The organism is Pinisolibacter aquiterrae, assembly GCF_019160155.1.
Classification (GTDB): Bacteria; Pseudomonadota; Alphaproteobacteria; order Rhizobiales; family Ancalomicrobiaceae; genus Pinisolibacter; species Pinisolibacter aquiterrae.
On the sequence record NZ_JAFNIH010000032.1, the window covers coordinates 74,898 to 99,303 of the forward strand.

Annotated in this window: 23 protein-coding genes and 2 tRNA genes; 16 read left to right on the top strand and 9 right to left on the bottom strand. The window is 66.4% G+C overall.

Annotated elements, in window-relative coordinates:
* Positions 1-83: 83 nt before the first annotated feature.
* The 4 genes from aqpZ to J3S89_RS13185 all read right to left on the bottom strand — a co-directional run bounded on the left by aqpZ (position 84) and on the right by J3S89_RS13185 (position 4,347).
* Positions 84-776 carry an aquaporin Z gene (aqpZ, locus tag J3S89_RS13170; protein ID WP_217928023.1) on the bottom strand — a complete coding sequence of 231 codons (693 nt, stop codon included), beginning with the start codon at positions 774-776 and terminating at the stop codon, positions 84-86.
* Between the two features lie 366 nt (positions 777-1,142).
* Entirely contained in the window at positions 1,143-1,844 is a 702-nt protein-coding gene (locus tag J3S89_RS13175; RefSeq protein WP_230489067.1) for a PopZ family protein, read from the bottom strand.
* A 155-nt stretch (positions 1,845-1,999) separates the two neighbouring features.
* Positions 2,000-3,382 carry a TolC family outer membrane protein gene (locus J3S89_RS13180; protein ID WP_217928024.1) on the bottom strand — a complete coding sequence of 461 codons (1,383 nt, stop codon included), beginning with the start codon at positions 3,380-3,382 and terminating at the stop codon, positions 2,000-2,002.
* A gap of 317 nt (positions 3,383-3,699) precedes the next feature.
* Complete coding sequence (locus tag J3S89_RS13185) at positions 3,700-4,347, bottom strand: protein-L-isoaspartate O-methyltransferase family protein (protein WP_217928025.1); 648 nt, start codon at positions 4,345-4,347, stop codon at positions 3,700-3,702.
* A gap of 262 nt (positions 4,348-4,609) precedes the next feature.
* On the opposite strand from J3S89_RS13185, the gene J3S89_RS13190 reads away from it, so the two are divergent.
* The 4 genes from J3S89_RS13190 to J3S89_RS13205 all read left to right on the top strand — a co-directional run bounded on the left by J3S89_RS13190 (position 4,610) and on the right by J3S89_RS13205 (position 8,022).
* Positions 4,610-5,899: an efflux RND transporter periplasmic adaptor subunit gene (locus J3S89_RS13190; RefSeq protein WP_217928026.1), complete on the top strand. Its 1,290-nt coding sequence runs from the start codon at positions 4,610-4,612 to the stop codon at positions 5,897-5,899.
* On the top strand, positions 5,896-7,122 hold the full coding sequence (locus J3S89_RS13195; RefSeq protein WP_217928028.1) for an ABC transporter permease: 1,227 nt from the start codon (positions 5,896-5,898) through the stop codon (positions 7,120-7,122). Before J3S89_RS13190 ends, J3S89_RS13195 begins: the two co-directional genes overlap by 4 nt.
* The gene (locus tag J3S89_RS13200) at positions 7,115-7,852 is read left to right on the top strand and encodes an ABC transporter ATP-binding protein (protein WP_230489066.1); all 738 of its coding nucleotides are present in this window, start codon (positions 7,115-7,117) and stop codon (positions 7,850-7,852) included. The genes J3S89_RS13195 and J3S89_RS13200 overlap by 8 nt, the downstream gene beginning before the upstream one ends.
* Before the next feature lie 96 nt (positions 7,853-7,948).
* Positions 7,949-8,022 (top strand) — tRNA-Cys (locus J3S89_RS13205).
* Between the two features lie 60 nt (positions 8,023-8,082).
* On the opposite strand, the gene J3S89_RS13210 is transcribed toward J3S89_RS13205, so the two are convergent.
* Together J3S89_RS13210 and cobU are read right to left on the bottom strand one after the other, a co-directional pair.
* The gene (locus J3S89_RS13210; protein ID WP_217928030.1) at positions 8,083-8,358 is read right to left on the bottom strand and encodes a hypothetical protein; all 276 of its coding nucleotides are present in this window, start codon (positions 8,356-8,358) and stop codon (positions 8,083-8,085) included.
* A 147-nt stretch (positions 8,359-8,505) separates the two neighbouring features.
* Positions 8,506-9,060: a bifunctional adenosylcobinamide kinase/adenosylcobinamide-phosphate guanylyltransferase gene (gene cobU, locus J3S89_RS13215; protein ID WP_217928032.1), complete on the bottom strand. Its 555-nt coding sequence runs from the start codon at positions 9,058-9,060 to the stop codon at positions 8,506-8,508.
* Positions 9,061-9,240: 180 nt separating this feature from the next.
* On the opposite strand from cobU, the gene J3S89_RS13220 reads away from it, so the two are divergent.
* Positions 9,241-9,316, top strand: a tRNA-Asn gene (locus J3S89_RS13220).
* Here J3S89_RS13220 and J3S89_RS13225 read toward each other — a convergent pair.
* The 3 genes from J3S89_RS13225 to J3S89_RS13235 form a co-directional block, all read right to left on the bottom strand.
* Positions 9,275-10,951, bottom strand: coding sequence for a recombinase family protein (locus J3S89_RS13225; RefSeq protein WP_217928080.1), 1,677 nt, complete (start codon positions 10,949-10,951; stop codon positions 9,275-9,277). The genes J3S89_RS13220 and J3S89_RS13225 overlap by 42 nt on opposite strands.
* A 21-nt stretch (positions 10,952-10,972) precedes the next feature.
* Positions 10,973-11,221, bottom strand: a complete 249-nt coding sequence (locus J3S89_RS13230; protein ID WP_217928087.1) for a hypothetical protein — start codon at positions 11,219-11,221, stop codon at positions 10,973-10,975.
* Positions 11,222-11,631: 410 nt separating this feature from the next.
* Positions 11,632-12,579 (bottom strand): LysR family transcriptional regulator, encoded by a 948-nt coding sequence (locus J3S89_RS13235; RefSeq protein WP_274383208.1) that lies wholly within the window; start codon positions 12,577-12,579, stop codon positions 11,632-11,634.
* A gap of 81 nt (positions 12,580-12,660) precedes the next feature.
* Here J3S89_RS13235 and J3S89_RS13240 point away from each other — a divergent pair, with 81 nt between their 5' ends.
* The 11 genes from J3S89_RS13240 (at position 12,661) to J3S89_RS13290 (ending at position 24,367) form a co-directional block, all read left to right on the top strand.
* Entirely contained in the window at positions 12,661-13,647 is a 987-nt protein-coding gene (locus tag J3S89_RS13240; protein WP_217928034.1) for a 2Fe-2S iron-sulfur cluster-binding protein, read from the top strand.
* Between the two features lie 69 nt (positions 13,648-13,716).
* Positions 13,717-14,979: an aromatic ring-hydroxylating dioxygenase subunit alpha gene (locus J3S89_RS13245; RefSeq protein ID WP_217928035.1), complete on the top strand. Its 1,263-nt coding sequence runs from the start codon at positions 13,717-13,719 to the stop codon at positions 14,977-14,979.
* A 1-nt stretch (position 14,980) separates the two neighbouring features.
* On the top strand, positions 14,981-15,466 hold the full coding sequence (locus J3S89_RS13250; protein ID WP_217928037.1) for an aromatic-ring-hydroxylating dioxygenase subunit beta: 486 nt from the start codon (positions 14,981-14,983) through the stop codon (positions 15,464-15,466).
* Between the two features lie 15 nt (positions 15,467-15,481).
* The gene (locus tag J3S89_RS13255) at positions 15,482-15,799 is read left to right on the top strand and encodes a non-heme iron oxygenase ferredoxin subunit (protein ID WP_217928039.1); all 318 of its coding nucleotides are present in this window, start codon (positions 15,482-15,484) and stop codon (positions 15,797-15,799) included.
* A 131-nt stretch (positions 15,800-15,930) separates the two neighbouring features.
* Positions 15,931-17,316: an MFS transporter gene (locus J3S89_RS13260; protein WP_217928041.1), complete on the top strand. Its 1,386-nt coding sequence runs from the start codon at positions 15,931-15,933 to the stop codon at positions 17,314-17,316.
* Positions 17,317-17,393: 77 nt separating this feature from the next.
* Positions 17,394-18,113, top strand: coding sequence for a fumarylacetoacetate hydrolase family protein (locus tag J3S89_RS13265; RefSeq protein ID WP_217928043.1), 720 nt, complete (start codon positions 17,394-17,396; stop codon positions 18,111-18,113).
* Between the two features lie 19 nt (positions 18,114-18,132).
* A complete protein-coding gene (gene maiA, locus J3S89_RS13270; protein ID WP_217928044.1) occupies positions 18,133-18,774 on the top strand; it encodes a maleylacetoacetate isomerase in 642 nt (213 codons plus the stop codon).
* Positions 18,775-18,802: 28 nt separating this feature from the next.
* The gene (locus tag J3S89_RS13275) at positions 18,803-19,846 is read left to right on the top strand and encodes a cupin domain-containing protein (RefSeq protein WP_217928045.1); all 1,044 of its coding nucleotides are present in this window, start codon (positions 18,803-18,805) and stop codon (positions 19,844-19,846) included.
* Positions 19,847-20,225: 379 nt separating this feature from the next.
* Entirely contained in the window at positions 20,226-21,164 is a 939-nt protein-coding gene (locus tag J3S89_RS13280; RefSeq protein WP_217928046.1) for a LysR family transcriptional regulator, read from the top strand.
* A 345-nt stretch (positions 21,165-21,509) separates the two neighbouring features.
* Positions 21,510-22,961, top strand: a complete 1,452-nt coding sequence (locus J3S89_RS13285; RefSeq protein ID WP_217928047.1) for an aldehyde dehydrogenase — start codon at positions 21,510-21,512, stop codon at positions 22,959-22,961.
* Between the two features lie 104 nt (positions 22,962-23,065).
* The gene (locus J3S89_RS13290; protein WP_217928048.1) at positions 23,066-24,367 is read left to right on the top strand and encodes an MFS transporter; all 1,302 of its coding nucleotides are present in this window, start codon (positions 23,066-23,068) and stop codon (positions 24,365-24,367) included.
* Positions 24,368-24,406: the final 39 nt, after the last annotated feature.

Here is a 24,406-nt window from a genome sequence, read left to right on the forward strand (position 1 = left end):
CGGCCACGAGAGATGAGGCGCCCGTTGAACCTCGAGGGGCCGGCCGGTGTCAACCTCGTCCGACCCCTCGAAGGCCCGCTTCGTCAGGCTTTCTCGGCGAAGAGCGCCTTGTGGATCACCCCGCCGACCGCGCCGCCGACGATCGGCGCCAGCCAGAACAGCCACAGCTGCTGCACCGCCCAGCCGCCGACGAACAGCGCCTGCCCGGTCGAACGGGCCGGATTGACCGAGGTGTTGGTCACCGGAATCGAGATCAGATGGATCAGCGTCAGCGCCAGACCGATCGCGATCGGGGCGAAACCGGCGGGAACCCGCGGTTCGGTCGAGCCCAGGATGATCAGGAGGAAGAAGGCGGTGAGCACCACTTCGATGACGAGCGCGGCGACGAGACCATAGCCGCCCGGCGAATGCTCGCCGTAGCCGTTGGAGGCGAAGCCGCCGGCGAGGTCGAAGCCGGCCTTGCCCGACGCCACCGCGAAGAGCACGCCCGCCGCCGCGACCGCGCCGATCACCTGCGCCACCACATAAGGAACGAGCTCGCCCCAGGAGAAGCGCCCGGCGACGGCGAGACCCACCGACACCGCCGGGTTGAAATGGCCGCCGGAGATCGGACCGACCGCATAGGCCATGGTCAGAACGGTGAGGCCGAAGGCGAGCGCGACCCCGGCGAAGCCGATGCCGAGCTGCGGAAACGCCGCCGCCAGCACGGCGCTGCCGCATCCGCCGAAGACGAGCCAGAAGGTGCCGAAGACTTCGGCGAACAATTTGCGAGACATGCCAGTTCACTCCGAGAGCCGGTCGCGGCGCGACGCACGGACGGCGCTCGCGATCGCGGCGACGGCGACACACCGCCGCCGAACGTCGCGATCAGATCGCATCGACATGTCCCTGTGATTGCGCGGCAGCGCGCGAATGTTGCGTCGAACCGTCCCGACGTCACGTTCGAGGCGGCCCGAAACGAAGTGAACACGTCGGGGCCCGCCTCGCAGCCCGCCTCGAACGTGGGCGGCGAGGGAGCGGCGCCGGATTCTCGTGTCTCGCGAGGAGGGAATCGACGCCGATGCCGGGATCGCGGCGAGAGCGCCGACGCCGCGAGGCGCGAAAATCCCGCGCCGACCCGTCCGACCTTTCGAGATCGGCTCTCAGCGGCCCCGAGTGACGCGGTCGATCTCGGCGCGCACCATCCGCTCGACCATGCCGGGCAGGTTCTGATCGAGCCAGGTCTTCAGCATCGGACGCAGCATGTCCTGCACCAGATCCTCGATCGTGCGCGCGTTGCGGTTGAGCACCGTCAGCGCCAGATCGTTGAAGGCACTGGTGACCAGCCCCTCGGTGGTCCCCGACAGGAGCGGTTCCACCTCGACCGGCGCCTCGGCGGCGACGCTCCGTTCCGGCATCGGCCGCGGCGCCGGCTCGGGCGCGCGCGGCGGCGCGACGAAGACCGGCTCGGGCGCCGGCTGCGGGCGCACCGGCTCGGGCGCGACCATCCGCACGGGTTCCGGCGCGGGTGCGGGTTCCGGCTCGGGCACGTCGGCGAAGGCGACGTCGGCCGCCTCGGCGAGCCCTTCCACCAGAGGCGGACCGTCGACGGCGGGTTCGGCCAGTTCCTCGGTCAGATCGAGGACGTCGTCCTCGTCGGCGCTCACGTCGGGCTCCGGCTCGCCGGCATCGGCCGAGGCGAACAGCTTGTCGAGATCTTCCTCGGAGATGGTCTCGTCTTCGGCCGGGGCCGGATCGGGGGCGGGCGCGGCGCCCTTGGGAGCCGTCTCCTCGTCCGCGATGATCCTGCGGATCGAGGCCAGGATCTCCTCCATCGAGGGTTCCTGCGCTTGCGCCTTGGCCATGGGACACTCTCCGACGAACACGAGACACCCAGGCCCAACATCGACATGATGCGGTGGGCGCCACCGGAGATACTATAGATGGAACAGGGCCCCACGAAAACGCGGGAAAACCGCGACGTCGAAGTTATCCCCGACGACGTCGCGGCCGCCGGCCCTCAGCGCCCGTCGGGCGTGCGCAGGCCGATCCACTTGTCGCGCACCGCGTCGGTGTGCTCGGCCGGATCGTAGTTGGTGACCTTGAGCTTGAGGTGCTGGACGTCGAGGCGCCCCACCGCCGCCACCAGTTGGAACGAACCGACCACCCGCGAGCGCTCGGCGTTGACCAGATTGGAGCGCGCCGTGATCAGCGTGGTCTGCTGGTTGAGCACGTCGAGCGTGGTGCGCTGACCGACCCGCTGCTCCTCGATGACACCGTTCAACGCCAGCTGCGAGGCTTCCACCTGCGCCCGATAGGCCTCGATCGAGGCGTTCGCCGCCTGCAGCATGCCCCAGGCGGAGACGACGTTGGCGCGCACCGTGTCGCGCGCCAGATCGACCTGGAGACGCGCCGCGCCGAGCTGCTCCTTGGCCTGACGGATCTTGGCGTATTCGCCGCCGCCCTGGTAGATCGGCACGGTCACGTTGACCGACACCGAGGCGTTGTTGAGCGTCTTGTAGGACGGGTTGTCGAACGACCGCGAGGCCGACCCCTGCGCGCTCACCTGGGGCAGCAGCGCGCCCTCGAGATAGCTCACGTTGTGCTGGGCCACGTCGACGTTGTGGATGCCGGCGAGGATGCTCGGGTTCTCGCCCTGCGCCGCCTTGACGGCCGCCTCCATCGACTTCGGCAGCATCCGATCGACCGAGCTGGCGCCGGTGAGCTTGCCCGGCTCCTTGCCGATCACCTGCCGATAGTTCGCCCGCGAGGCGTTCATCTGGGCGCGTGCCGCGTTGAGCTGCGACACCGCCAGCTGATAGGAGGCCTCGGCCTGCGCCACGTCGGTCTGAGTGCCCTCGCCGACGTTGAACCGATCGCGCGCCGCGCGGACCTGCTCGGTGAGGAACTTGACGTTGCTCTCCTGCAGCGACACGAGCGCGGTGTCGCGGATCACGTCCATGAACGAGGTCGCCGCCGCCAGGAGCACCGACTGCTCGGCCGAACGCACCAGTTCACGCTGCGCGCGGATCGCCGCCTCGGCCTGATTGATGCCGGCGGTGATCTGCCCGCCGGTATAGAGCGGCTGCACCAGGGTGATGCCGTAACTGGCGGGCGTATTGTAGAAATCGAGGTTGGCGCCGCCGTTGGAATAGTTCTGATAGCCGTAGCCGGTGTAGGACCGGCCGATCGAGGCCGAGCCGTTCACCTTGGGACGGCCGGCGCCCTGAGCGATGCCGAGACCCTCGTCGGTGGCGCGGGCCTGCGCCCGCGCGGCATTGAGCTGCGGGTTGTTCGAATAGGCGAGCGCCAGCGCCTCGGTCAGGGACTGAGCGGCAACGGAACCCGTTTGCCACGCGAGCCCGAGGGCACCGACGAGGCCGAAGACGACCGAACGACTCATCACCACGTTGCAACTCCCGTGTTCGACAGACGAATCGGCGGCGCGCTCTCATCGCCGACCGTGAGCGAAGGCCTTAACGAACAGTCAAAGGCCGCGAAACGCAAACGCGGATGGGCCCGGGAGGGGAGTTCATCCACGCATTTCGGCCGACCTGCGGCCGATGGGCAACAGCGCGGCGCGCGGGACGCGCGATCTTCCGCGACAGGAAAAACGGCACTCCCCGTCGATCGGAGCCGTCTCCACCGACGAAAGAAGAGCCGTTTCGGAGCCCGATCCCCGAGGGGACCGACCCGGATCCGGTAGACCGGATCCGGTCCTCAGAGCGCGAAGGCGACGGGCTTGGCGAAGCCCGGCAGGAGCCGCCCCGGCAGATTGAAGACCGTGCGCGACGACACCCGGCCCGACGAGCGCACCGCCACCGTGGCGCGCGCCGCGAGGCCCTCGCCGTCGATGTAGACGATCCGTCCGCCCTCGGCGACCTGCGCGTCGAGCGCCGCCGGGATCTCTTCGGCGGCGCCGTCGAGGATCACCAGATCATAGGGCGCCCCGGCCGGCCAACCCGCCGCCAGCGGCCCTTCGACCACCGTCGCGCCGGGAACGTCGGCGAGCGCGCCGCGCGCGACCGCGACCAGCGCCGGATCCTGATCGAGCGTCGTCACCGTGGCGCCCATCGCCGCGACGATCGCCGCCGCGTAGCCGGTGTTGCCGCCGACGATCAACACCTTCTCGCCGGCGCGCGGCGCGGCGAGCTGAATCAGCTTGGCGAGCGGCGCCGGCTGCATCATGGCACGACCACCGCCGAGATCGATGGGACGATCGATATAGGCGAGGTCCCGCATGGCCGTCGGAACGAAGGCCTCGCGCCCGACCGTCAGAAAGGCCGCGATCACGCCGTGATCGGTGACGTCCACCGTGCGGATCTGATTGTCGACCATCGTCCTGCGCTGAATGGCGAATTCGGCCATCGGCTCCCCCGCTCGCTCTCGACGTCTCTCGTCGGCCCGAAAGGCCGTCGGGTTTCCTTAATCCCCCGGCCCCACCGAGACAATAGGAACCTTCGCCGAGATCCGACCGGCGCCGGCGCGGACGGCGCCCCCGTCCCCGTCGATCGTCGCGCCGGCTTTGCGGCCGATCAAGGCCGCCGTCGCGCCGGAGTCGCACTATGCCCCGTCGGGGGAACGTCGGACGAGGTCGGCCATGGACCGGCCCCATGCGAGGAGGACGATCGTGAACGACACGCCGCAGGCCCCCCGCCGCTCGCCGCCGAAACGCCTCTTCCTCGCCCTCCTCGCCCTCGCCGCCCTGGCGGCGGCCGGCTACGGCGCGTGGATCTTCGTCTCGGGCCCCGAGATTCGGGTCGTCCGTCCCGAGCGCGGCGAGGTGGTGCGCGCGGTCGTCGCCACCGGGCGCGTCCTCGCCCCCTTCCGGGTCGACGTCGGCGCCCAGGTGACCGGCGTCGTCGAGGCCGTGCCGGTCGACGAGGGCCAGACCGTGCGCCGCGATCAGGTGCTGATCCGGCTGGAGAACGCGGAGGCCCGCGCCGCCCTCGCCGCCGCCGAAGCCGCTCTCGCCCAGGCCACCGCCCGAGTGACGCAGATCGCCGAGGTGACGCTGCCGGTCGCCCGCGAGACGCTCCTCCAGGCCGAGGCGAGCCTCGCCGCCGCCGAGGCCGCCTTCGACCGCGTCGACAAGCTGAAGACGACCGGCTTCGCCACCCAGGCCCAGGTCGACGACGCCCGCAAGACCCGCGACGTCACCCGCGCCCAGGTCCGCTCCGCCCGCTTCCAGGTCGAGACCACCGATGTCGGCGGCACCGACCGAATCATGGCCGAGGCCGCCCTGCGCCAGGCCGCCGCCAACGTCGCCGCCGCCCGCACCCGCCTCGCCTATACGGTGATCGACGCGCCCGCCGACGGCATCCTGATCGCCCGCGACGTCGAGGTCGGCGACGTCGTCCAGCCCGGCAAGGCGCTGATGACGCTCTCGCCCACCGGCGAGACTCAGATCGTCGTCCAGATCGACGAGAAGAACCTTGCACTGCTGGCGGTCGGCGAGAAGGCGCTCGTCTCCGCCGACGCCTATCCGAACCAGCGCTTCGCCGCCGAGCTGATCTATGTGAACCCCTCGATCGATCCGCAGACCGCCTCGGTCCAGGTCAAGCTGAAGGTCGCCGACCCGCCCGCCTGGATCCGTCAGGACATGACCGTCTCGGTCGACATCGAGGTCGCCCGCCGCACCGACGCGCTGGTGCTGCCGACCGATGCCGTCCACCAGCCGCTCTCCTCCGACCCCTGGGTGCTGGTCGCGGTCGACGGGCACGCCGTCCGCCTCCCGGTCCGTGTCGGTCTCATCGGCGGCGGCCGCACCGAGATCGTCTCCGGTCTCACGGCGAGCGACGCGGTCGTGCCGGTGCGCACCACCATCGCCGCCGGCGACCGCCTGCGCGCCGTGATCCCGCCGCGCGGCACCGGCTCCGATGCCCTCGCCGGCACCCCCGCGGGAGGGAGCGGCCGATGAGACGCTGGCTGCCGTTCGAATGGATCGCCGCGATTCGCTTCCTGGTCGAGGGGCGGATGCAGAGCCTCTTCATCGTCGCCGGCGTCACCATCGGCGTCGGCGTCATCGTCTTCATGTCGGCGATCCTGACCGGCATGACCACCAACATGATGCGCCGCATCCTCAATTCGCAGGCCCACATCGAGCTGGTGCCGGCCGACGAGGTCGCCCGCCCCTTGCGCGGCGGCGACCCCGTCATCACCCTCACCACCGTCCAGCGCCCGACCCAACGTGTGAAGTCGATCGATCAATGGCAGTCGCTGCGCGAGGTGCTCGCCCGGAACCCGGAAGTCACCCACGTCGCCCCGATCGTCTCCGGCTCGGCGCTCGCCGCCCGCGGCAGCGCCTCGCGCTCGGTGACGGTGGTCGCCTGCGAGCCCGAGACCTATTTCGAGATCGTCGATCTCCCCGGCAATCTGCTCGAGGGCCACGCCCGCCTCGCCTCCGACGGCGTGGTGATCGGCACCGACCTCGCCCGCGAACTCGGCGTCACCCTCGGCGACAAGCTGCGCCTGACCTCCGCCACCGGCGCCGGCGTCACCCAGACCATCATCGGCATCTTCGACCTCGGCAATCGCGGCGTGAACATGCGCAACGTCTATGTGGCGCTGCGCACCGGACAGGCCCTGCTCGGCCTGATCGGCGGCGCCACCGCCCTCGAGGTCACCCTGACCGACGTCTATGCCGCCCAGGAGGTCGCCGAGTTCATCCAGACCGCGACCGGCATCGAGGCCGACAGCTGGATCAAGACCAACGCCCAGTTCTTCACCGTGATGAAGACCCAGTTCACCTCGAACACGGCCATCCGCGTCCTCGTCGCCCTGTCGGTCGCCTTCGGCATCGCCTCGGTGTTGGTGGTCTCGGTGGTGCAGCGCTCCAAGGAGATCGGCATTCTCCGGGCGATGGGCGCCCGACGCGGCCAGATCCTGCGGATCTTCCTCATTCAGGGCGGCGTGCTCGGTCTGGTCGGATCCCTGTTCGGCTCGGCGATGGGCATGGCCTCGCTGGTCGCCTTCCACGCCCTGTTGCGCAACGCCGACGGCTCGGAGTTCTTCCCCCTCGTCCTCGACTGGACGTTGCCGGCGTGGTCGGCGGCGCTGGCGACCGCCACCGGCATTCTCGCCGCCATGACCCCGGCGCTGCGCGCCGCCCGTCTCGATCCTGTGGTGGCGATCCGTGGCTGACCCCGTCCCCCTCCCCGCCCCCGTGCTGCGGCTCGACGCCGTGACCAAGTCCTTCGCCATCGGCACGCCGGTGGAGGTCGAGGTGCTGCACGGCCTCGATCTCACCCTCGAGCGCGGCGAATTCGTCGCCCTGATCGGCCCGTCCGGCTCCGGCAAGAGCACGCTCCTCAATCTGATCGGCCTGCTCGACCGCCCGACCTCCGGCCGGCTCGCGCTCCTCGGCGCCGAGACGACCACCCTCGACGATCGCGATCTGACCCGCCTGCGCGGCCGCTCGATCGGCTTCGTCTTCCAGTACCACCACCTGATCTCCGCCTTCTCGGCCGAGGAGAACGTCGCGATGCCGATGCTGGTCGATCGCGGATTTCCCGACGACGAGATGCGCGCCCGCGCCCGCGAACTGCTCGATCGCTTCCGGCTGGCGCCCTGGGCCGGTCAGGCGGTGACGCGGCTCTCCGGCGGCCAGCAGCAGCGCGTCGCCATCGCCCGCGCGCTGGCGATGGATCCGGCCCTGGTGCTCGCCGACGAGCCGACCGGCAACCTCGACACCAAATCGTCGGACCTCGCCTTCGACCTGATGCGCGAGATCAACCGCGAGCGCGGAACCACCTTCCTGATCGTCACCCACGACCCGCGTCTGGCGCGCCGCTGCGACCGCATCGTCGAGGTGATCGACGGCCGCATCACCTCCGATCGCCCCAACGCGGCGCGCGAGGGCGAGAGCGCGTGAGCGAAAGGACGTGACGACCATGTGAGGAAAAAGGTCGGGGGTCGCGACGAGGACTTGCCTGTCGCCGCCGGAGCGTTTAGAGACCGATCCGCGTGAGGCCTCGTGGCGGAGTGGTTACGCAGCGGACTGCAAATCCGTGTACTCCGGTTCGAATCCGGACGAGGCCTCCAACATCTTCCCGAAAATCGCGGAAACGACCGCCTTCGTCTCGACGAGGTCGACGGCGCGCGTCAATGGCCCCGTTCGACGGGGCGGACGGCCGAGAAATGGGCGCGAATGTCGTCGCCCCGGCCGATGAAGCCGCGGCAACCGGGCTTCGGCCTCAGCATCACCGCGTTTTCGAACCAGACCCCGCCCGGCGACATCCAACCGTAGCTGATGCAGCGGGCGCGCAGCTCGCAGGTCCGGCAATCGGGACCGGCGCTCGTCGGCGAAGCCTCCGCCGAGCGTGGGGTCGTGCCGCCACTCGACGGCTGAGCAGGTTCGTCCGATCGACCCGGCATCATCGCCATGAACTCCCACCGCTCGCACCAGAGCGATCGCCGCCCGGTGCCTCGGCAACGTTCGCGGGCACCATGGACAGCAAAGCACGTCCACCGGAAGAGAAGAATCGGGAGCCGTCCCATTCGGATCCCTCCCGACGGGTGAACTCGCTAGCGCGGGGGCGGCGAATCGCCCCCCTTCACCACCATCTCGAGACCCGCCACCACCAGCGTCACCCGGTCGGCGCCCACCGCGACCACGCGGTTGAGGCGCCCCTGGAGATCGCGAAACCGCCGCGCCAGCGCGTTCTCCGGCACGATTCCGAGCCCGACCTCGTTGGAGACGAGCACGACCGGCCCGCCGATCGCCGCCAGCGCCGCCGAGAGGTCGGCGATCGCCGCCTCGGTGTCCCGCTCGCCGAGGAGCGTGTTGGTGAGCCAGAGAGTCAGGCAATCGACAACCAGGATCCGTGCCTCGGACGCTTCCTCGCGCAGCACCCGCGCGAGATCGAGCGGCTCCTCGATCAGCCCCCACGCGGCGCCGCGCTCGGCGCGATGGGCGGCGATTCGCGCCGCCATCTCCGCGTCGTAGGCCTCGGCCGTCGCCACCATCACCGGCGCGAGCCCGCTCGCCTCCGCCCGCGCCAGCGCCACCCCGGTCTTGCCGGAGCGCGCGCCGCCGAGAACGAAGTCGCGGAGCGGCGAAAAGCGGGGCGAAGCAGGCATGGTCGATCTCCGAGGGCGAGGTCGGGCGGCGCCCGATCGCGGTCCTGCTTAGGCGCCCGCGCCCCCCTTCGTCCACAGGCATCGGCGAGAACGTCGATGGTTGCGCGTCGAAGGGCTTGGCAAGCCCGACCGAGCTTGCTATAGACCCGCCCGCACCGCGCTGCTCCGGCGGCCGCGTGTTCCGCGATAGCTCAGTTGGTAGAGCGTTCGACTGTTAATCGAATGGTCGCAGGTTCGAGTCCTGCTCGCGGAGCCAGTTCGGAACGAAGCTACGAACTCCATTCGTAGCCGAGTTCCCTCCAGACACTCCTCCAGATGCGACAAGCGTCTGGAGGAGTTTCGTTTTAGACCCCTTGATTCGTATTTCGTCATCCCCGACCTCGATCCGCTGCACCAACATTTGCAGATGATGGCGTCGAAAGCTCCCGTCCTTCGACCGGAGGCGCTCCCGAGCCGCGTCGGCGAATCGCGACAGGGCTTCCGGCGAAATCCGAGCATCCGGCTCCTTCTCTCGTCCATCTGCTCGGTCGGCATCGGCGCGCGCCGAATCCCGTATGCGCATCAACTCGGCAATTCTGCCCTTCAGGTTCTGATCGTCGGGCTGGGCCAAGCCGTTCTCGATGGCCTCGTACAGCCGTGTGAGCTTTCCCTCGGCATCTGCCGCCTGTTTTCTCAATTCTGTGATCCGCGCCCTCTGGCGCTCCACCCGCTCCTCACGACGCCGGAGCAAGCCCGTCAGCAAGATTTCGATCCGTTCGGGCGCCAAGAGACGGTCTTCCAAATAGGACACCACCAAGTCGTTCAGCTCGTCCATCGGGACGGTCCGCCCCTTACAGCCGGTCTTGCCCTGCCGCGCGGTCGTGCAGCAGGTGTAATATCGATACTGCGCGCCTTTGCCCGATGTCCTCAACGTCATCGCTCCCCCGCATTCCGCGCAGAAGCACACGCCACCGAGGAGTGTCCCGGCGCTCACGAATCGCGGCGCCTTGAATTGAGGGCTGCGCGACCGCATCATTTCCTGCACCGCCTCGAATTCGTCGGCTCCGATGATCGGCGGAACTGCAACTTCGACGATCTCGTCATCCGGCTTTTCGAGCTTTTTCCGCCAGCTATAGACGTTGAACCTATGCAGGCCGATATAGGTCGTCCGGCTCAGAACCTGATGGACGGCGCCGACGCCCCAACGTCCGCCCGTTTGAGTGCGAATACCCCGGGAGTTCAGAAAGTTCGCGATCTGCCGACCACCCATTGGACCGTGTTCGTTTCCAACCAATGCCAATCGGAACATCAAGCGGACATTCTCGGTCTGGTCGGGATCAGGCTCGATCTTTTTCTTCATGCGAGCCCCGCGCTGTTCCGAGGCGACGATCTTGTAGCCATATGGCGGGCGAGAACCGTTCCAATACCCCTGCCTCGCATTCTCCTTCATGGCCCGAAGCGTGTGCTTGGCGTTCTCCTTCGACTGATATTCGTCGAACAACGCCATGATCTGCCGCATCATCACACTCATCGGGTCGTCGCCGAGATCCTGCGTGATCGACGTCAGCCGAATGCCGCTCTTGGCCAAACGGCGCACATAGAACTCCAGCTGGAACTGATCGCGGAAGAAGCGCGAGAAGGAATGCACGACGATAGCGTCGAACGGTGCCGGTTTTTGCGACGCAGCGTCCATCATTCGCTGGAATTCCAGACGCCGATCATCGGTTGCAGAAGCGCCCGGTTCGACGAACTCCGCTTCGATCGAAATCCCTTTGGCCTGACAATAAGACTGAAGTTGCCGGCGTTGATCGGGAATGGAGAGGTCATTCTCAGCCTGCCGTCCCGTCGATACACGGAGGTACAATGCAGCCCGCCTCGGTATTGCCGAGACGGGCTTGGCTTTGGCGCTCATACCAAATCTCCTCCAATATAATCAGCGTTTTGACCCGAATACCTCGTCCAATAGATCGCCGAAATAACCCTCGAACAGGTCGATCTCGACTTCGGATACGGGAATACTGATCGGCCAGTCGTCCACAATCTCCGGCGACCAAACCCGAGGGTATCCAAGCGAGGAACAAGCATCGATCGATGCACGGCGCGCAACAATTTGCGGTCGGGCATAATCGTAAAGATCGTCGGGGCTCGCGGACCCAGGAAAGGGATATATCTTCGCAGACATGCCGCCACTATCGCAAGAGAGGACATGTAATCAAACAACCTCTCTCCAAAAGGAGGCGAGACCGAAATGTACTGACGGATATCGATCCGCCACTCCCGACGCCCTCCGCGTGCCATGGCGCTATTTAGCGAAGTAAAAATACCTAAGAATGGCGGCACGGGGACTATACGGCTGCGATCAAAATTTGCGGAAGCGCCTATGAGCGTTTTCATTTTGACTCAGCCCCATCCATTCTTTGGCAGCCTCACCATCGATCCTGCGGAAGGCACATAAGCAACATTTGTCTGCATCACAACGCACCAAATAGCAAATAAATCAAAATAAATGCCAGTTTACACTTATCATAAATAGAAATATAAACATAGAGAGAAAATAAATATTGTGATCTCCAGATGCAATGCGTTCGGAGGTCACGACAGGCTTGTCGGCCGAGCATCGAAGATGAGAGTGCGCAGCCACTGATTGGCGGCATCGCGATGGAATTTCGAGTGCCAGAACATCCCGATCGAGATTTCCGGCAGAGAGATCGGGTGACGGCACCAGGTCAGGCCGAAGGGCTCGGCGATCCGAAGCGCCAGGACCTCGGGCACCGTGGCGATCATGTCGGTGTTGCGCAGGATGTGGCCGATCGCCACGAAGTGCGGGACCCGCAGACGGATCCGCCGTTCGATCCCCATGCGGGCGAACAACTCGTCGACCATGCCGTGGCCGGTGCCGGCGGCAACGATGCCGATGTGTTCGGCCGCCGTGAAGTCTTCAAGCGTCACGGTGCCACGGTCGAGCGCGTGGCCCTTGCGAAACAGGCAGACATAGTGCTGGCCGAGCAGGCGGCGCTGGAAATAGCCCGCCTGGAGATCCGGTAGCAGCCCGATGGCGAGGTGGACATTCCCCGCCTCCATCTCGCGATCGAGGTCGATGCTGTGGTTGCGCACGGTGCTGAGCGAGATCCCCGGCGCGGTGGCCGCCAACCGTTGCATCAGTTCCGGGAGGAAGTGGATCTCGCCAATGTCGGTCATGGCGATGGTGAAGTTCTGCCGGCTCCGCAGCGGGTCGAAGGCGACGTTCTGGTTCAGGGCGCCGTGAATGGCCCCCAGCGCGTAGGAGATCGGCTCCGCCAGGGCCTCCGCGAAAGGGGTCGGCCGCATGCCCTGCGGCGTGCGGACGAAGAGGTCGTCGCCGAGCAGGCGGCGCAGACGACCAAGGGCATTGCTCACCGCGGGTTGGGTCAGCCCGAGCCGCTCCGCCGTCACGTTCACACGACCAGTACCCAGGAGATCGTTGAACAAGACCAGTAGGTTGAGATCGATATCGCGCAGATCCATGGCCACCAGCACATTCACGAGAGTGATTTTGATCATTCTCACCATAAATTTCTAAAATTCGCTATTCCCTGCCATCGTCTCCCTCGAAGAAGCCGAACGGCTCGAAGGGAAACGACCATGGAACTTCTCGTCCGCCCACTGGGACGCACGATCGCCGTTGAGCCGGGTGCCAACCTGCTGGAGACGCTGCGCGCCAACGCCGTGCCGATCTCCTACAGCTGCATGGCCGGGCGTTGCGGCGTGTGCCGTTGCAAGGTGGTACAGGGTCAGGTGCTGTCGGCGAGCGGTGAACTGCGTCAGCCGATCATCGGCGAGAACGGTCAGATCCTGGCCTGCCAGACGACCCTGACCGGTTCCTGCGCCATCGAGATTCCCGAGCCGGACGAAGTCGTCGTTCATCCCGCCAAGATCCTCAAGGCGACCGTCGTCGAGATCCGTGACGAGACCCACGACATCCGCCGCCTCCGCCTGAAGACGGCGAAGCCACTCGAATACACCCCGGGTCAGTACGCCACGCTCCAGTTCACGCCGGACCACATCCGCCCCTATTCGATGGCGGGGATCGAGAGCGACGAGCTTCTCGAGTTTCATGTCCGCCTCGTGCCCGGAGGTCGGGTCAGCCCCCATGTCTTCGAAACGCTGAAGGTGGGCGATGCGGTGCGGATCAGCGGCCCGCTCGGCGCCTCTTATCTGCGCCGCCGCCATGACGGTCCGATGCTGCTCGTCGCCGGCGGCACCGGCCTCGCCCCGGTGTTGTCTATCCTGCGCGGCGCCGTCGCGGCCGGCATGACCAATCCGATCCATCTCTATTTCGGGGTGCGCACCACGCGCGATCTCTACGCCGTCGACCGGTTGGCCGAACTCGCCGCCGCCCACCCGCAGCTCACCGTGCATCAGGTGATCGCCAACGGCGACGCCCCGGCGGCGATGCGGCGTGGTCTGGTGACCGACGCGATCGCGGTCGATTGGTCGAGCCTCGCCGGGTTCCGCGCCTATCTCTGCGGCGCGCCGCCGATGGTCGAAGCGGCGACCATCCTGGTCAAGCGGCTGGGGCTGCCCATCGCGCACGTCTACGCCGACGCCTTCTATTCGACCGGCTACTGAAGCCCGACCGAACGTGCCGCGCCCATCCGACGGCACGACGAAATCCAAGAAAACCCATGGGAGGAAACGATGGACGCCACAGGTACGATCTTTCCCGTCGATCCGCACTGGCCGGGGACCGGCAGCAGCCGCATCCCGTTCTGGGCCTATACCCGCGACGATCTCTACAAACGTGAACTCGAACGCCTCTTCTATGCGAACCACTGGTGCTACATCGGCCTCGAGGTCGAGGTGCCCGAGCCCGGCGACTTCAAGCGCACGGTGGTCGGCGAGCGTTCGGTGATCATGACGCGGACCGCCGACGGCGAGATCCATGTCGTCGAGAACGTCTGCGCCCATCGTGGCATGCGCTTCTGCCGCGAAAAGCGGGGCAATTCCAAGGACCTGCTCTGCCCCTATCACCAGTGGAACTACGATCTGAAGGGCAATCTGACCGGCGTGCCGTTCCGGCGCGGCGTCAAGCAGGGTGGCAAGGTCAACGGCGGCATGCCCGCCGACTTCAAGCCCGAGGATCACGGCCTGACCAAGCTGAAGGTGGCGCGACGCGGCGGCGTGGTCTTCGCCTCGTTCGATCATTCCATCGAACCCTTCGAAGCGTTCCTCGGCCCGACGATCCTCGCCTATTTCGATCGCGTCTTCGACGGCCGCAAGCTCGAGCTTCTCGGCTATCGCCGCCAGCGCATCCCCGGCAACTGGAAGCTGATGCAGGAGAACATCAAGGACCCCTACCACCCGGGCCTGTTGCACACCTGGTTCTCGACCTTCGGCCTGTGGCGCGCCGACAACCAGTCGGAGCTGAAGATGGACGCCCATCTGCGCCACGCCGCGATGATCTCGACCCGTGGTCAGGGTGGCAAGGTCACCGAGGTGACCTCCGGCATCGACAGCTTCAAGGAGGCGATGAAGGTCAACGACCCGCGCCTGCTCGACATCGTGCACGAACCGTGGTGGGGCAAGCCGACGGCGGTGATGACCACGATCTTCCCCAGTGTGATCATCCAGCAGCAGGTGAACTCCGTCTCCACCCGCCACATCCAGCCCAACGGCCACGGCTCCTTCGACTTCGTCTGGACCCACTTCGGCTTCGCCGACGACGACCCGGAGATGAAGCAGCGCCGCCTGATCCAGGCCAACCTCTTCGGCCCGGCCGGCTTCGTCTCCGCCGACGACGGCGAGGTGATCGAGTGGTCGCAGGAAGGGTTCGAACAGAAACCGTCGCACCGCACGCTCGTCGAAATGGGCGGCACCGACACGACCGACAGCGATCACATGGTCACCGAGACCCTGATCCGCGGCATGTACGCCTATTGGCGCAAAGTGATGGGGGAGTGAGATGCTCGACTTTCAGTCCTATTCCGAACTTCTCGATCTCTACAGCAGCTACGCCGGCGTGGTGGATTCGTCCGACTGGGAGAAGTGGCCCGAATTCTTCCTCGACGACGGCACCTACCGGCTCCAGCCGCGCGAGAACTTCGATGCCGGCCTGCCGCTCTGCCTGCTCGCGCTGGAGAGCAAGGCGATGATCCGCGATCGCGTCTTCGGCGTGAAGGAGACCATGTACCACGACCCCTATTACCAACGGCACGTCGTCGGGACCCCGCGCGTCCTGTCGGTGAAGACCACAGATAGGGGCGAGGAGATCGAGGCCGAGGCCAACTACATCGTCTTCCGCACCAAGCGCGAAGGCGTCACCGAGGTCTTCAACGCCGGCCGCTATCGCGACGCCATCGTCCGGACCACCGAGGGGCTGAAGTTCCGATCGCGCCTCTGCGTCTATGACAGCGAGATGATCCCGAACTCGCTGATCTACCCCATCTGAGCGAGGACAACGCCGATGAGTTCCGAGACTTGGATCGACGTCGCCGCGATCGACGACGTTCCCGAGGGCGACACCCTCGGCGCGTCGTGCCGAGGCCAGGGCATCACCCTCTACAAGGTCGAGGGCGAGGTCTTCGCCACAGCGGGTCTGTGCACTCACGGCGCCGCCCACCTGTGCGACGGCTTCCTCGACGGCTTCGAGATCGAATGTCCCCTGCATCAGGGGCGCTTCGACATCCGCAGTGGCAAGGCGTTGAACGAGCCGCTGACCGAGGACATCCGCACGTTTGCGGTACGGATCGACGGCGGGCGCGTCCTCATCGGCACGGATTGAGATCGGGACGGGGGTCGACGCCCCCGCCCGCCACCAACAAAGACCCGAAACTCGGCTGAACCGCGCCTCGGACGGAGGGGGCGCGATCGCGGGCGCCTGTTCGCTGGCCGGTGCCTCGGAGGGAGGACCCCATGAAGTCACATCTCCAGAACTTGCCGCCCGGCGCGGTCGATGTCGTCGCGCTGATGGACGACGTGCCCGTCGGGCGGTTCCATCTGCTCGTCCTGGCGATCTGCGTCGTCATCGCCATGCTCGACGGCTTCGATACCCAGGCCATCGCCTTCGTCGCGCCGCTGCTGTCGGCACAATGGAAGCTGCCGATGGCGCAGTTCAGTGCCGTCTTCGGCATCGGCCTGCTCGGCCTCACCGTCGGCGCGCTGGTATTCGGCCCGGTCGCCGATCGCCTCGGACGCAAGGTCGTCCTCATCGCCTGCACCGCGGGCTTCGGCGCCTTCGCCCTTGCCACCGCCTGGGCGAGTGATTTCCACACGCTGCTCTGGCTGCGCTTCCTCACCGGCGTCGGCCTCGGCGGCGCCATGCCCAACATCATCGCCATGACCGCCGAATATGCCCCGCACCGCCTGCGCGCCACGGCAATCACCGTGATGTTCTGTGGCTTTCCGCTGGGCTCGATGCTCGGCGGCTTCCTCGCCGCCAAGATGATCCCGCTGTGGGGCTGGGAGTCGGTCTTCCTGCTCGGCGGTATCTTACCGCTGCTGCTCGCGCCGCTGCTGGTCGTCCTGCTGCCGGAGTCGGTGCGCTTCTTCGTCACTCACGCCCGCCACCCCGAGCGGGTCGCGGCGATCCTGGGCAAGATCACCGGTGAACCGGGCAAGCACCGAGCCGATGTCGCCTACTACGTGCCGGAGCGAAAGGTTTCCGGCTTCACCGGGCGCCACCTCTTCACCGAGCACCGGGCGGGTTCGACGCTGCTCTTGTGGGTCGCCTTCTTCTGCAACCTCCTGGTCATGTATTTCCTCGTCAACTGGTTGCCCGCGCTACTGAAGCAGAGCGGCTACCCTCTCGACGCGGCGATCTACGCCACCTCCACCCTCAACCTCGGCGGTGTCGTCGGCGGCGTGGTGCTCGGCCGTCTGATCGATCGTATGGGGCCCTTCACCATCCTCGGCGTCTGCTACGCCACGGCGGCGGTGTTCATCGGGGTGATGGCCAATGCCGGCGGCAACGGCCCGACACTCTACGGCTCGCTCTTCATCGTCGGCATCGGCGTCGTCGGGGCGCAGATCGGCATGAACGCCGTTGCGTCGAGCCTCTACCCGACCGGCCTACGCTCGACCGGCATCGGCTGGGCGCTCGGCGTCGGCCGCCTCGGTTCGATCCTCGGCCCCACCGTCGGTGGCCTGCTGCTGGCGCAGGCCTGGGCACCGGCCGCGATCCTCCAGATGTCGCTGTGGCCGGCCCTCGTGGCGGCGGTCGCGGTCTTCGCCCTCGGACGTTCGGTCCACCGCCGCAACCTGCGCCTCGCCGAAGACCCGACGCCGCGCCCCGCGACCTGACATCGACGAGCGGCGGGGTGGGGCGACCGGGCTCCGCCGCTCCTTATTCCCTTTGCCGAACAAAGCGAGCCCTTGCGATGCCCGACACGCCTTCGACCGCCCTGCTCTTCACCGTCCCGCCCGCCCCGAGCGTCGCCGTCGTCGGTGAGGCCCGTCGCTACCCCGTCAACCGCATCTTCTGTGTTGGTCGCAACTATGCCGACCACGCCAAGGAGATGGGCGTCGAGGTCGATCGCGAGGCGCCGTTCTACTTCCTCAAGCAGGCCGGCGCCATCGTCGACAGCGGTGCCACCATCGCCTATCCGCCGGGCACCGAGAACTACCATTACGAGATGGAATTCGTCGTCGCCATCGGCGCCCCGGCTCGGGCCGTGCCGGTCGAGACGGCTCTCGATGCGGTGCTGGGCTATGCCTGCGGCCTCGACATGACCCGTCGCGATCTCCAACTCCAGGCGCGCGCCAAACAGCGCCCGTGGGATCTCGGCAAGAACTTCGAACAGTCGGCGATCATCACCGACATCGTCCCCAAGGCCGCCTTCGGGGTCGTCGGGCCGCAGCGCATCATCCTGGCGGTCGACGGTGTGACCAAGCAGGACGCCCACCTCTCCGACCTCGTGTGGTCGGTCGAGGAACTGGTGTCGCACCTGTCGCGCTACTATCACCTCGCCCCCGGCGACCTGATCTACACCGGTACTCCGGCCGGCGTCGGCCCGGTGGTGGCCGGCGACGTCGTCACCGGTTCGATCGACGGCCTGCCGCCGATCTCGCTCACCATCGCCCCGGCCGAAGCCGTCTGACCCGAGGAAGGCACCCTTCATGCTCTTCCACGGCTATTTCCGCTCGTCGGCCGCCTATCGTTGCCGCATCGCCTTCGGCCTGAAGGGGGTGACGCCCGATTTCGCAGCCGTCCACCTGCGCAAGGGCGAACAGCGCGCCGAGGGCTTCAAGGCACTCAACCCGCAGGGCCTCGTCCCGGCGCTGGAGGTGGACGGCCATGTCCTCACCCAGTCGCTCGCCATCATCGAGTGGCTCGACGAGACCATTCCGGACCCCGCGCTGCTGCCGAAGGATCCGTTGGAACGGGCGGAAGTCCGCGCCTTCGCCCTGGCGATCGCCGCCGACATCCACCCGATCGACAATCTGCGGGTGTTGAACTACCTCAAGTCGTCACTCGGCCGGTCCCAGGACGAGGTCGACGGCTGGTATCGCCACTGGTGCGCCGAAGGTCTCACCGCCCTCGAGGTGGTGGCGCGGCGCCACGCCCATCGCGGGCGCTTCACCTTCGGTGACACGCCGACGCTAGCCGACATCTGCCTCGTGCCGCAGCTCAACGGCGCCCGGCGCTTCGGCGGCACCACCGACGCCTATCCGCGCCTCACCGCGATCGAGGCAGCCTGCAACGAGCTCCCCGCCTTCGCCGAGGCGAAGCCCGACCGGCAGCCCGACGCCGAAGCCTGAGCTTCCACAAGAACACTCGGAGGAACCCATGTCCGCACTCGGCACCCTCGAAGACCTGCCGCTCGACTACCGCCAGGGGCTCACCGCCCGCAACCTGGTGCCGCTGTGGCCGAACCTGCGCGCGGCTCTGCCCTACGGCATCCCGTTGCGCCGCACCCGGCCGATTCTGTGGCGCTACGCCGACGTGCGGCCGCAGCTGCTCGAGGCCGGCCGCCTCACCCCGATCGAGAAGGCCGAGCGCCGCGTGCTGGTGCTCGCCAATCCCGGGCTCGGGCTCGACAACATGCAGGCGACGCCGTCGATCTACATCGGCATGCAGCTGATCCTGCCGAGCGAGACCGCGCCCAACCACAAGCACTCGCCGTCGGCGGTGCGTTTCGTGGTCGAGGGCGACGGCGGTTTCACCATCGTCGAGGGCGAGAAGTGCCCGATGGAGCCGGGCGACCTGATCCTGACGCCGTCGGGCCTGTGGCACGAACACGGCCATGCCGGCACCGGGCCGGTGGTGTGGATGGACGCGCTCGACCTGCCGATGGTCTATGCGCTGGAGGCCTCCTACTGCATCGAGGGCACGCCGCAGCAGGCGCGCAACGAGGCCGACGCCTCGCAGACCCGCTATCGCCGCGCGGGGCTGGTGCCCTATGCCGCCGTAACCCGGCCGCGGGCCAACTATCCGCTAGTGCGGTTTCCCTGGCGCGAGGTGCGCGAGGCGCTGGGCTCGCTCGCGGCCGTGACGCCGCGCGGCGAGGCGGTGCGGCTCGCCTACGTCAACCCGGAGACGGGGGGCGAATGCATGCCGATCCTCGGCTTCTCGGCGATCGAGCTGCGCCCCGGCGAGAGCGTCCGCCTGCCGCGCCACTCGGCGTCGAGCGTGATCAACGTGGTCGACGGATCGGGCACGGTGGAGATCGACGGCGTGTCGCTGGCGTTCGAGCAGTTCGACACGATGGCGGTGCCGACCCACGCCGAGGTGCGCCTCGAGAACGCCTCGGCGACCAGACCGGCGCACCTGTTCGTGGTCGACGACGCGCCGATGCAGCGCAAGCTCGGGTTCTACGAGCTGTTCGGTTGAGATCGTTCCGCCAGAGGGAAGGCACCGAATGGCGTGCCCCCTACGCCGCAAGACGTGGGACCTGAGGCGTGGTATCGGCTCGATTGTCGCCACCACGTCTCAATCCATTTGAAACGGCAGGAAGCAAAGCAGCGAAACGGGCTGCTGATATTCGATCGCCACCACATCCTTCTCACACCCGTGACCGGACACGACCAGCACTGCGAGAGGAAGTCGACGGGAACACGAGATCGAATTCGATCACCAAGCCGCCGCGGCCAGAAGATGAAAGTCCGTTGAATCCCGAGACAGTCGTTGCAGTGCTCGTTCTGGCCGTATCGTTTGCCCAGGGATCGGCGTATTCGATCCAGAGCCATCATCCACTCCGTCGCCGTGAGCCATGACCGATCCCATCCGTTCCCTGCGCACCGTCAATCTGAATCTTCTGCCCATCTTGGCGGAGCTTCTCCGTTGTCGTAACGTCACTCATGCCGCCAACCTGCTGAACCTGACCCAGTCGACGGTCAGCGGCGCCCTACGCCAACTGCGAGAGATATTCGACGACGAAATCCTCGTGCAGCGCGGCCGTGCAATGCACCTGACCGAGAAGGCACGACGTTTGGCTCCCGACGTCGAACGGCTCGTCGAGCTCACCAGCCGGCTGTTCCAGACCGAAGATTTCGACCCGTTGACCGCCGCAACGAACTTTCGCATCGCAACCGCCGACTATGTCTCGGCGCTGGTCGCCTCCCAGATCGGCAAGACCCTCCAGACGCAAGCCCCCAATGTCAGCCTAACGTTGGTGCCGACACCCGGTTCATCCGCCAAATCGCTACGGCAGGGTACGCTCGACCTGATCATCTGCCCCAATCGACGCGCCAATCTGGAGGCCTGCGGCATCGGCGAAGATGATGCCGACTTCGGCCTCGAAGTTTTCAAACTCGACGACTGGGTGGCGATCCAGTGGGCGGACCATCCATCCGCCGGTCGCGATCTCTCATATGACGAATATTTCGATCGTCCCCACGCCATCTATTGTCGGACCGACGGCAGAAACACCATCGAGCAAGACGCCCTCGACAGTCTTGGAATTCACCAGAAGAATAGATTTCTCATTCCGTATTTTACGTTGCTTCCGCAGATCGTCGTAGGAAGCAATCTGATCGGCGTGGTTCCCGAGTCCCTGGCCGATCAGTATTCAAAGCTGTTTCACATTCATGTCTTCCGTCCACCCTACCCGTTACCGCCTCTCGAGTCGGCCATGATCTGGGCCCGCAATCGAGAGGCCACAGCCGATCTCGACTGGCTCCGCTCGGTCATTCGACAAGTCACGTCGTAGGATCCTCGGCATCGAATGCAGATCGCACCGAGGTGCCGGTGCCATCGGCGTGAGCGCCCCGCCTGCCAGAACCGGCAAGACACATCCTCGTCTGCGCCGAGCACACCCCGACGACAGGCGCGATGCGGCGCTCGGTAATGCCGGAATGCCGGACGGGCCTGCGGCGAATTTCCGTCACTTGGTGGACCGGGTTGGCATGCTCGCGCCGTTCGATGGCCTGACCTCCGCGCCGCATCCATCGGCGGGCCCGATACCTGACATCTGCTTTCTCGACTTCTTCGGCTCCTCTCCCGGCTGCTAGAAAAACCACCAAGAAAAACCAAGACATGTTCGGGAGAGACGCCGTTGGAAACGCAACTGATCATCGACAACGCACCGAAGGCCGCCACCAGCGGCGCCACGTTCGAGCGTCGACATCCCATGAGTGGTGACGTGGTGACGCGTGCAGCGGCGGCCACCGTGGCCGACGCCATCGCCGCCGCCGACTCGGCGCAAAAGGCCTTCATGACGTGGTCCGTCACCGGCCCAACCGAACGTCGACGCATCCTCCTCGCCGCCGCCGACCGCCTGGAGGCCAAGGCCCCGGAATTCATCACCGTCATGGCCCGAGAGATCGGCGCATCCGAACTGTGGGCTGGCTTCAACGTGATGTTGGCGGCAAATCTGTTCCGGGAAGCGGCGTCCCTGGCCACCCAGATTCAGGGCGAGACCATCCCGACCGACAAGCCCGGCACCCTGTCGATGACGGTGCGCCAACCGGTCGGCGCGGTTCTCAGCATCGTCCCCTGGAACGGACCGGTGGTCCTGGCTGCGCGCGCGATCGCCTACCCGATCGTCTGCGGCAACACCGTGGTGTTTCGCGCATCCGAGACCAGCCCCAAGACCCACATGCTGGTTGCCGAAGCCCTCCTCGAGGCCGGACTGCCGCCGGGCGTGTTGAACGTGCTCACTAGCGCACCGACCGAGGCCGAGGCGATCATCGATGCCCTGATCGCCCACAAGGCGATCCGCCGCGTCAACTTCACCGGGTCGACCCGGGTCGGCCGCATCATCGCCGAAAAGGCGGGACGTCACCTGAAACGCTGTCTGCTCGAATTGGGCGGCAAATCGCCGCTGGTCGTGCTGGACGACGCCGACATCGACAGTGCGGCTCACGCCGCCGCTTTCGGATCGTTCCTCTACCAGGGTCAGATCTGCATGACGACCGGCCGCATCGTCGTCGACGAGAGCATCGCCGACGCATTCGTCGCCAAACTCGCCGCGCGGGCGAACGCCCTGCCGTCCGGCGATCCCGCCCGTGGAGCGGCCTGCGTCATCGGCCCGCTGGTCACACCCGATGCCGGTCGGCGTATCAACAAGTTGATCGAGGATGCTCTGGAGAAGGGCGCGGAGATCGCTGCCGGAGGGATCGCGGACGGTGCCGAGATGCCCGCCACCATCATCGATCATGTCACGTCGGCGATGGGCATCTACGACGAGGAGACCTTCGGCCCCTGCACCATCGTCGTGCGCGCCAAGGATACCGAGGACGCCGTGCGCATCGCCAACGACACCGCCTATGGCTTGTCGGCGGCGGTATTCGGCCACGACGTCACCCGCGCCCTCAGCGTCGCTCTCCGCATCGACACCGGCAGCTGCCACGTCAACGGCTCGACCGTCCAGAACGAAGCCCAGGCGCCCTACGGCGGCACCAAGGACAGCGGATACGGGCGTTTCGACGGTCGCGCCGTGATCGATGAGTTCACCGAACTGAAGTGGATCACCATCGAGCCGGCGAGCCAACCCTACCCCTTCTGAAATTCGGCTCTGAGGCCCAGCACAACGAAGCGGCGAACGGGCCGCCACCCGCACCACCTTACCGACCACGTGCCCAAAAAGAAGACAATCGTGAGGAACGCCCAATGACCGACGTCTCCACCAGCACGCTTCGCCGTGTTTCGAAGCATGTGATCCCGTTGTTGTTCCTTCTCTATCTGTTCAGTTACATCGACCGGGTCAATATCGGCTACGCCGGCCTGCAGATGAACACCGAGCTCGGTTTCAACCCGGCCGTTTTCGGCCTCGGCGCCGGGTTGCTGTTCCTGGGCTATGTCCTGTTCGGCATTCCCAGTAACTTCCTGATGAAGAAGATCGGCGGAAGGGTCTGGCTCTCCACCCTGGCGATCGGCTGGGGCATCGTCGCGCTCGGAAATGCCCTCATCTCCAGCGAGGCCATGTTCTACGGCATGCGTTTCCTGCTGGGCCTCGCCGAGTCGGGGTTCGTTCCCGGCATGTTGCTCTATCTGACCCAATGGTATCCGCAGAACGAGCGCGGCAAGGTCGTGTCGACCCTGTACATGGCGACCGCCGTGTCGGTCATCGTCGCCGGCCCGCTGTCTGGCGCAATCATGCAGATGGATGGGCTTCTCGGCGTCTCTGGTTGGAAGTGGATCCTGATCCTCGAGGGCATCCCGCCGATCCTCCTGGGGATCTTCGCACTGAGGTACCTTCCCGAGCGGCCGGAAACCGTCGAATGGTTGAGCGCGGATCAGCGCGACTGGCTGGTCGCGGAACTCGCCGAAGGCGAAGTCACGCAAGGAAACAAGGGTTACGACACCTTCCAGGCTGCCCTTCGCGCCCCCATCGTCTGGATCTTCGGTCTCCTCTATTTCCTGCTCGGCATCGGATTCTTCAGCGTCATGATCTGGCTGCCGCTGGTCGTCAAACAGCTGTCGGGTCTGACCTCGGTACAAGTGAGCTTCGTCAGCGCCATTCCCTTCGTCTTCGCCTCGATCTGCATGACGCTCTACGGGAGGCACTCCGATCGCACCAACGAGCGGCAGTGGCATCTGGTCGTGGCCTTCCTGGTCGGTTCCGCCGGCTTGGCGGTGAGTGCCGCCAGCAGCGATCCCGTTCTCGGTTTCGTGGCCATCTGCGTCGCGGCGATTGGACTGTGGAGTGCGACCGGCGTGTTCTGGCCGATGCCGACTTCATTCCTGTCCGGCAGCGGCGCCACCGGTGGATTGGCCCTGATCAACAGCATCGGCATCCTCGGCGGCTTTGTCGGTCCTTATTTCGTCGGCCTGATCCGCAACATGACCCCCAACTTCTCCACCGCGCTCTACAGCGTGGCGGCGGTTCAGCTTCTGGCGGCCGTCGTCGCCTCGCAGATCCATCGGTCGACCGTGGTCCGTGCCGCACGAACTGAGATCGCCGCAAGATGATCGATCGGCGCGGAGAGCCGATCGGTCCACCCCACACGC

Coding starts and splice junctions, on each gene's coding strand:
- aqpZ (WP_217928023.1), bottom strand. CDS start 776: ATGTCTCGCAAATTGTTCGCCGAAGTCTTCGGCACCTTCTGGCTCGTC.
- J3S89_RS13175 (WP_230489067.1), bottom strand. CDS start 1,844: ATGGCCAAGGCGCAAGCGCAGGAACCCTCGATGGAGGAGATCCTGGCC.
- J3S89_RS13180 (WP_217928024.1), bottom strand. CDS start 3,382: ATGAGTCGTTCGGTCGTCTTCGGCCTCGTCGGTGCCCTCGGGCTCGCG.
- J3S89_RS13185 (WP_217928025.1), bottom strand. CDS start 4,347: ATGGCCGAATTCGCCATTCAGCGCAGGACGATGGTCGACAATCAGATC.
- J3S89_RS13195 (WP_217928028.1), top strand. CDS start 5,896: ATGAGACGCTGGCTGCCGTTCGAATGGATCGCCGCGATTCGCTTCCTG.
- J3S89_RS13210 (WP_217928030.1), bottom strand. CDS start 8,358: ATGATGCCGGGTCGATCGGACGAACCTGCTCAGCCGTCGAGTGGCGGC.
- cobU (WP_217928032.1), bottom strand. CDS start 9,060: ATGCCTGCTTCGCCCCGCTTTTCGCCGCTCCGCGACTTCGTTCTCGGC.
- J3S89_RS13225 (WP_217928080.1), bottom strand. CDS start 10,951: ATGAGCGCCAAAGCCAAGCCCGTCTCGGCAATACCGAGGCGGGCTGCA.
- J3S89_RS13230 (WP_217928087.1), bottom strand. CDS start 11,221: ATGTCTGCGAAGATATATCCCTTTCCTGGGTCCGCGAGCCCCGACGAT.
- J3S89_RS13235 (WP_274383208.1), bottom strand. CDS start 12,579: ATGATCAAAATCACTCTCGTGAATGTGCTGGTGGCCATGGATCTGCGC.
- J3S89_RS13240 (WP_217928034.1), top strand. CDS start 12,661: ATGGAACTTCTCGTCCGCCCACTGGGACGCACGATCGCCGTTGAGCCG.
- J3S89_RS13245 (WP_217928035.1), top strand. CDS start 13,717: ATGGACGCCACAGGTACGATCTTTCCCGTCGATCCGCACTGGCCGGGG.
- J3S89_RS13250 (WP_217928037.1), top strand. CDS start 14,981: ATGCTCGACTTTCAGTCCTATTCCGAACTTCTCGATCTCTACAGCAGC.
- J3S89_RS13255 (WP_217928039.1), top strand. CDS start 15,482: ATGAGTTCCGAGACTTGGATCGACGTCGCCGCGATCGACGACGTTCCC.
- J3S89_RS13260 (WP_217928041.1), top strand. CDS start 15,931: ATGAAGTCACATCTCCAGAACTTGCCGCCCGGCGCGGTCGATGTCGTC.
- J3S89_RS13265 (WP_217928043.1), top strand. CDS start 17,394: ATGCCCGACACGCCTTCGACCGCCCTGCTCTTCACCGTCCCGCCCGCC.
- maiA (WP_217928044.1), top strand. CDS start 18,133: ATGCTCTTCCACGGCTATTTCCGCTCGTCGGCCGCCTATCGTTGCCGC.
- J3S89_RS13275 (WP_217928045.1), top strand. CDS start 18,803: ATGTCCGCACTCGGCACCCTCGAAGACCTGCCGCTCGACTACCGCCAG.
- J3S89_RS13280 (WP_217928046.1), top strand. CDS start 20,226: ATGACCGATCCCATCCGTTCCCTGCGCACCGTCAATCTGAATCTTCTG.
- J3S89_RS13290 (WP_217928048.1), top strand. CDS start 23,066: ATGACCGACGTCTCCACCAGCACGCTTCGCCGTGTTTCGAAGCATGTG.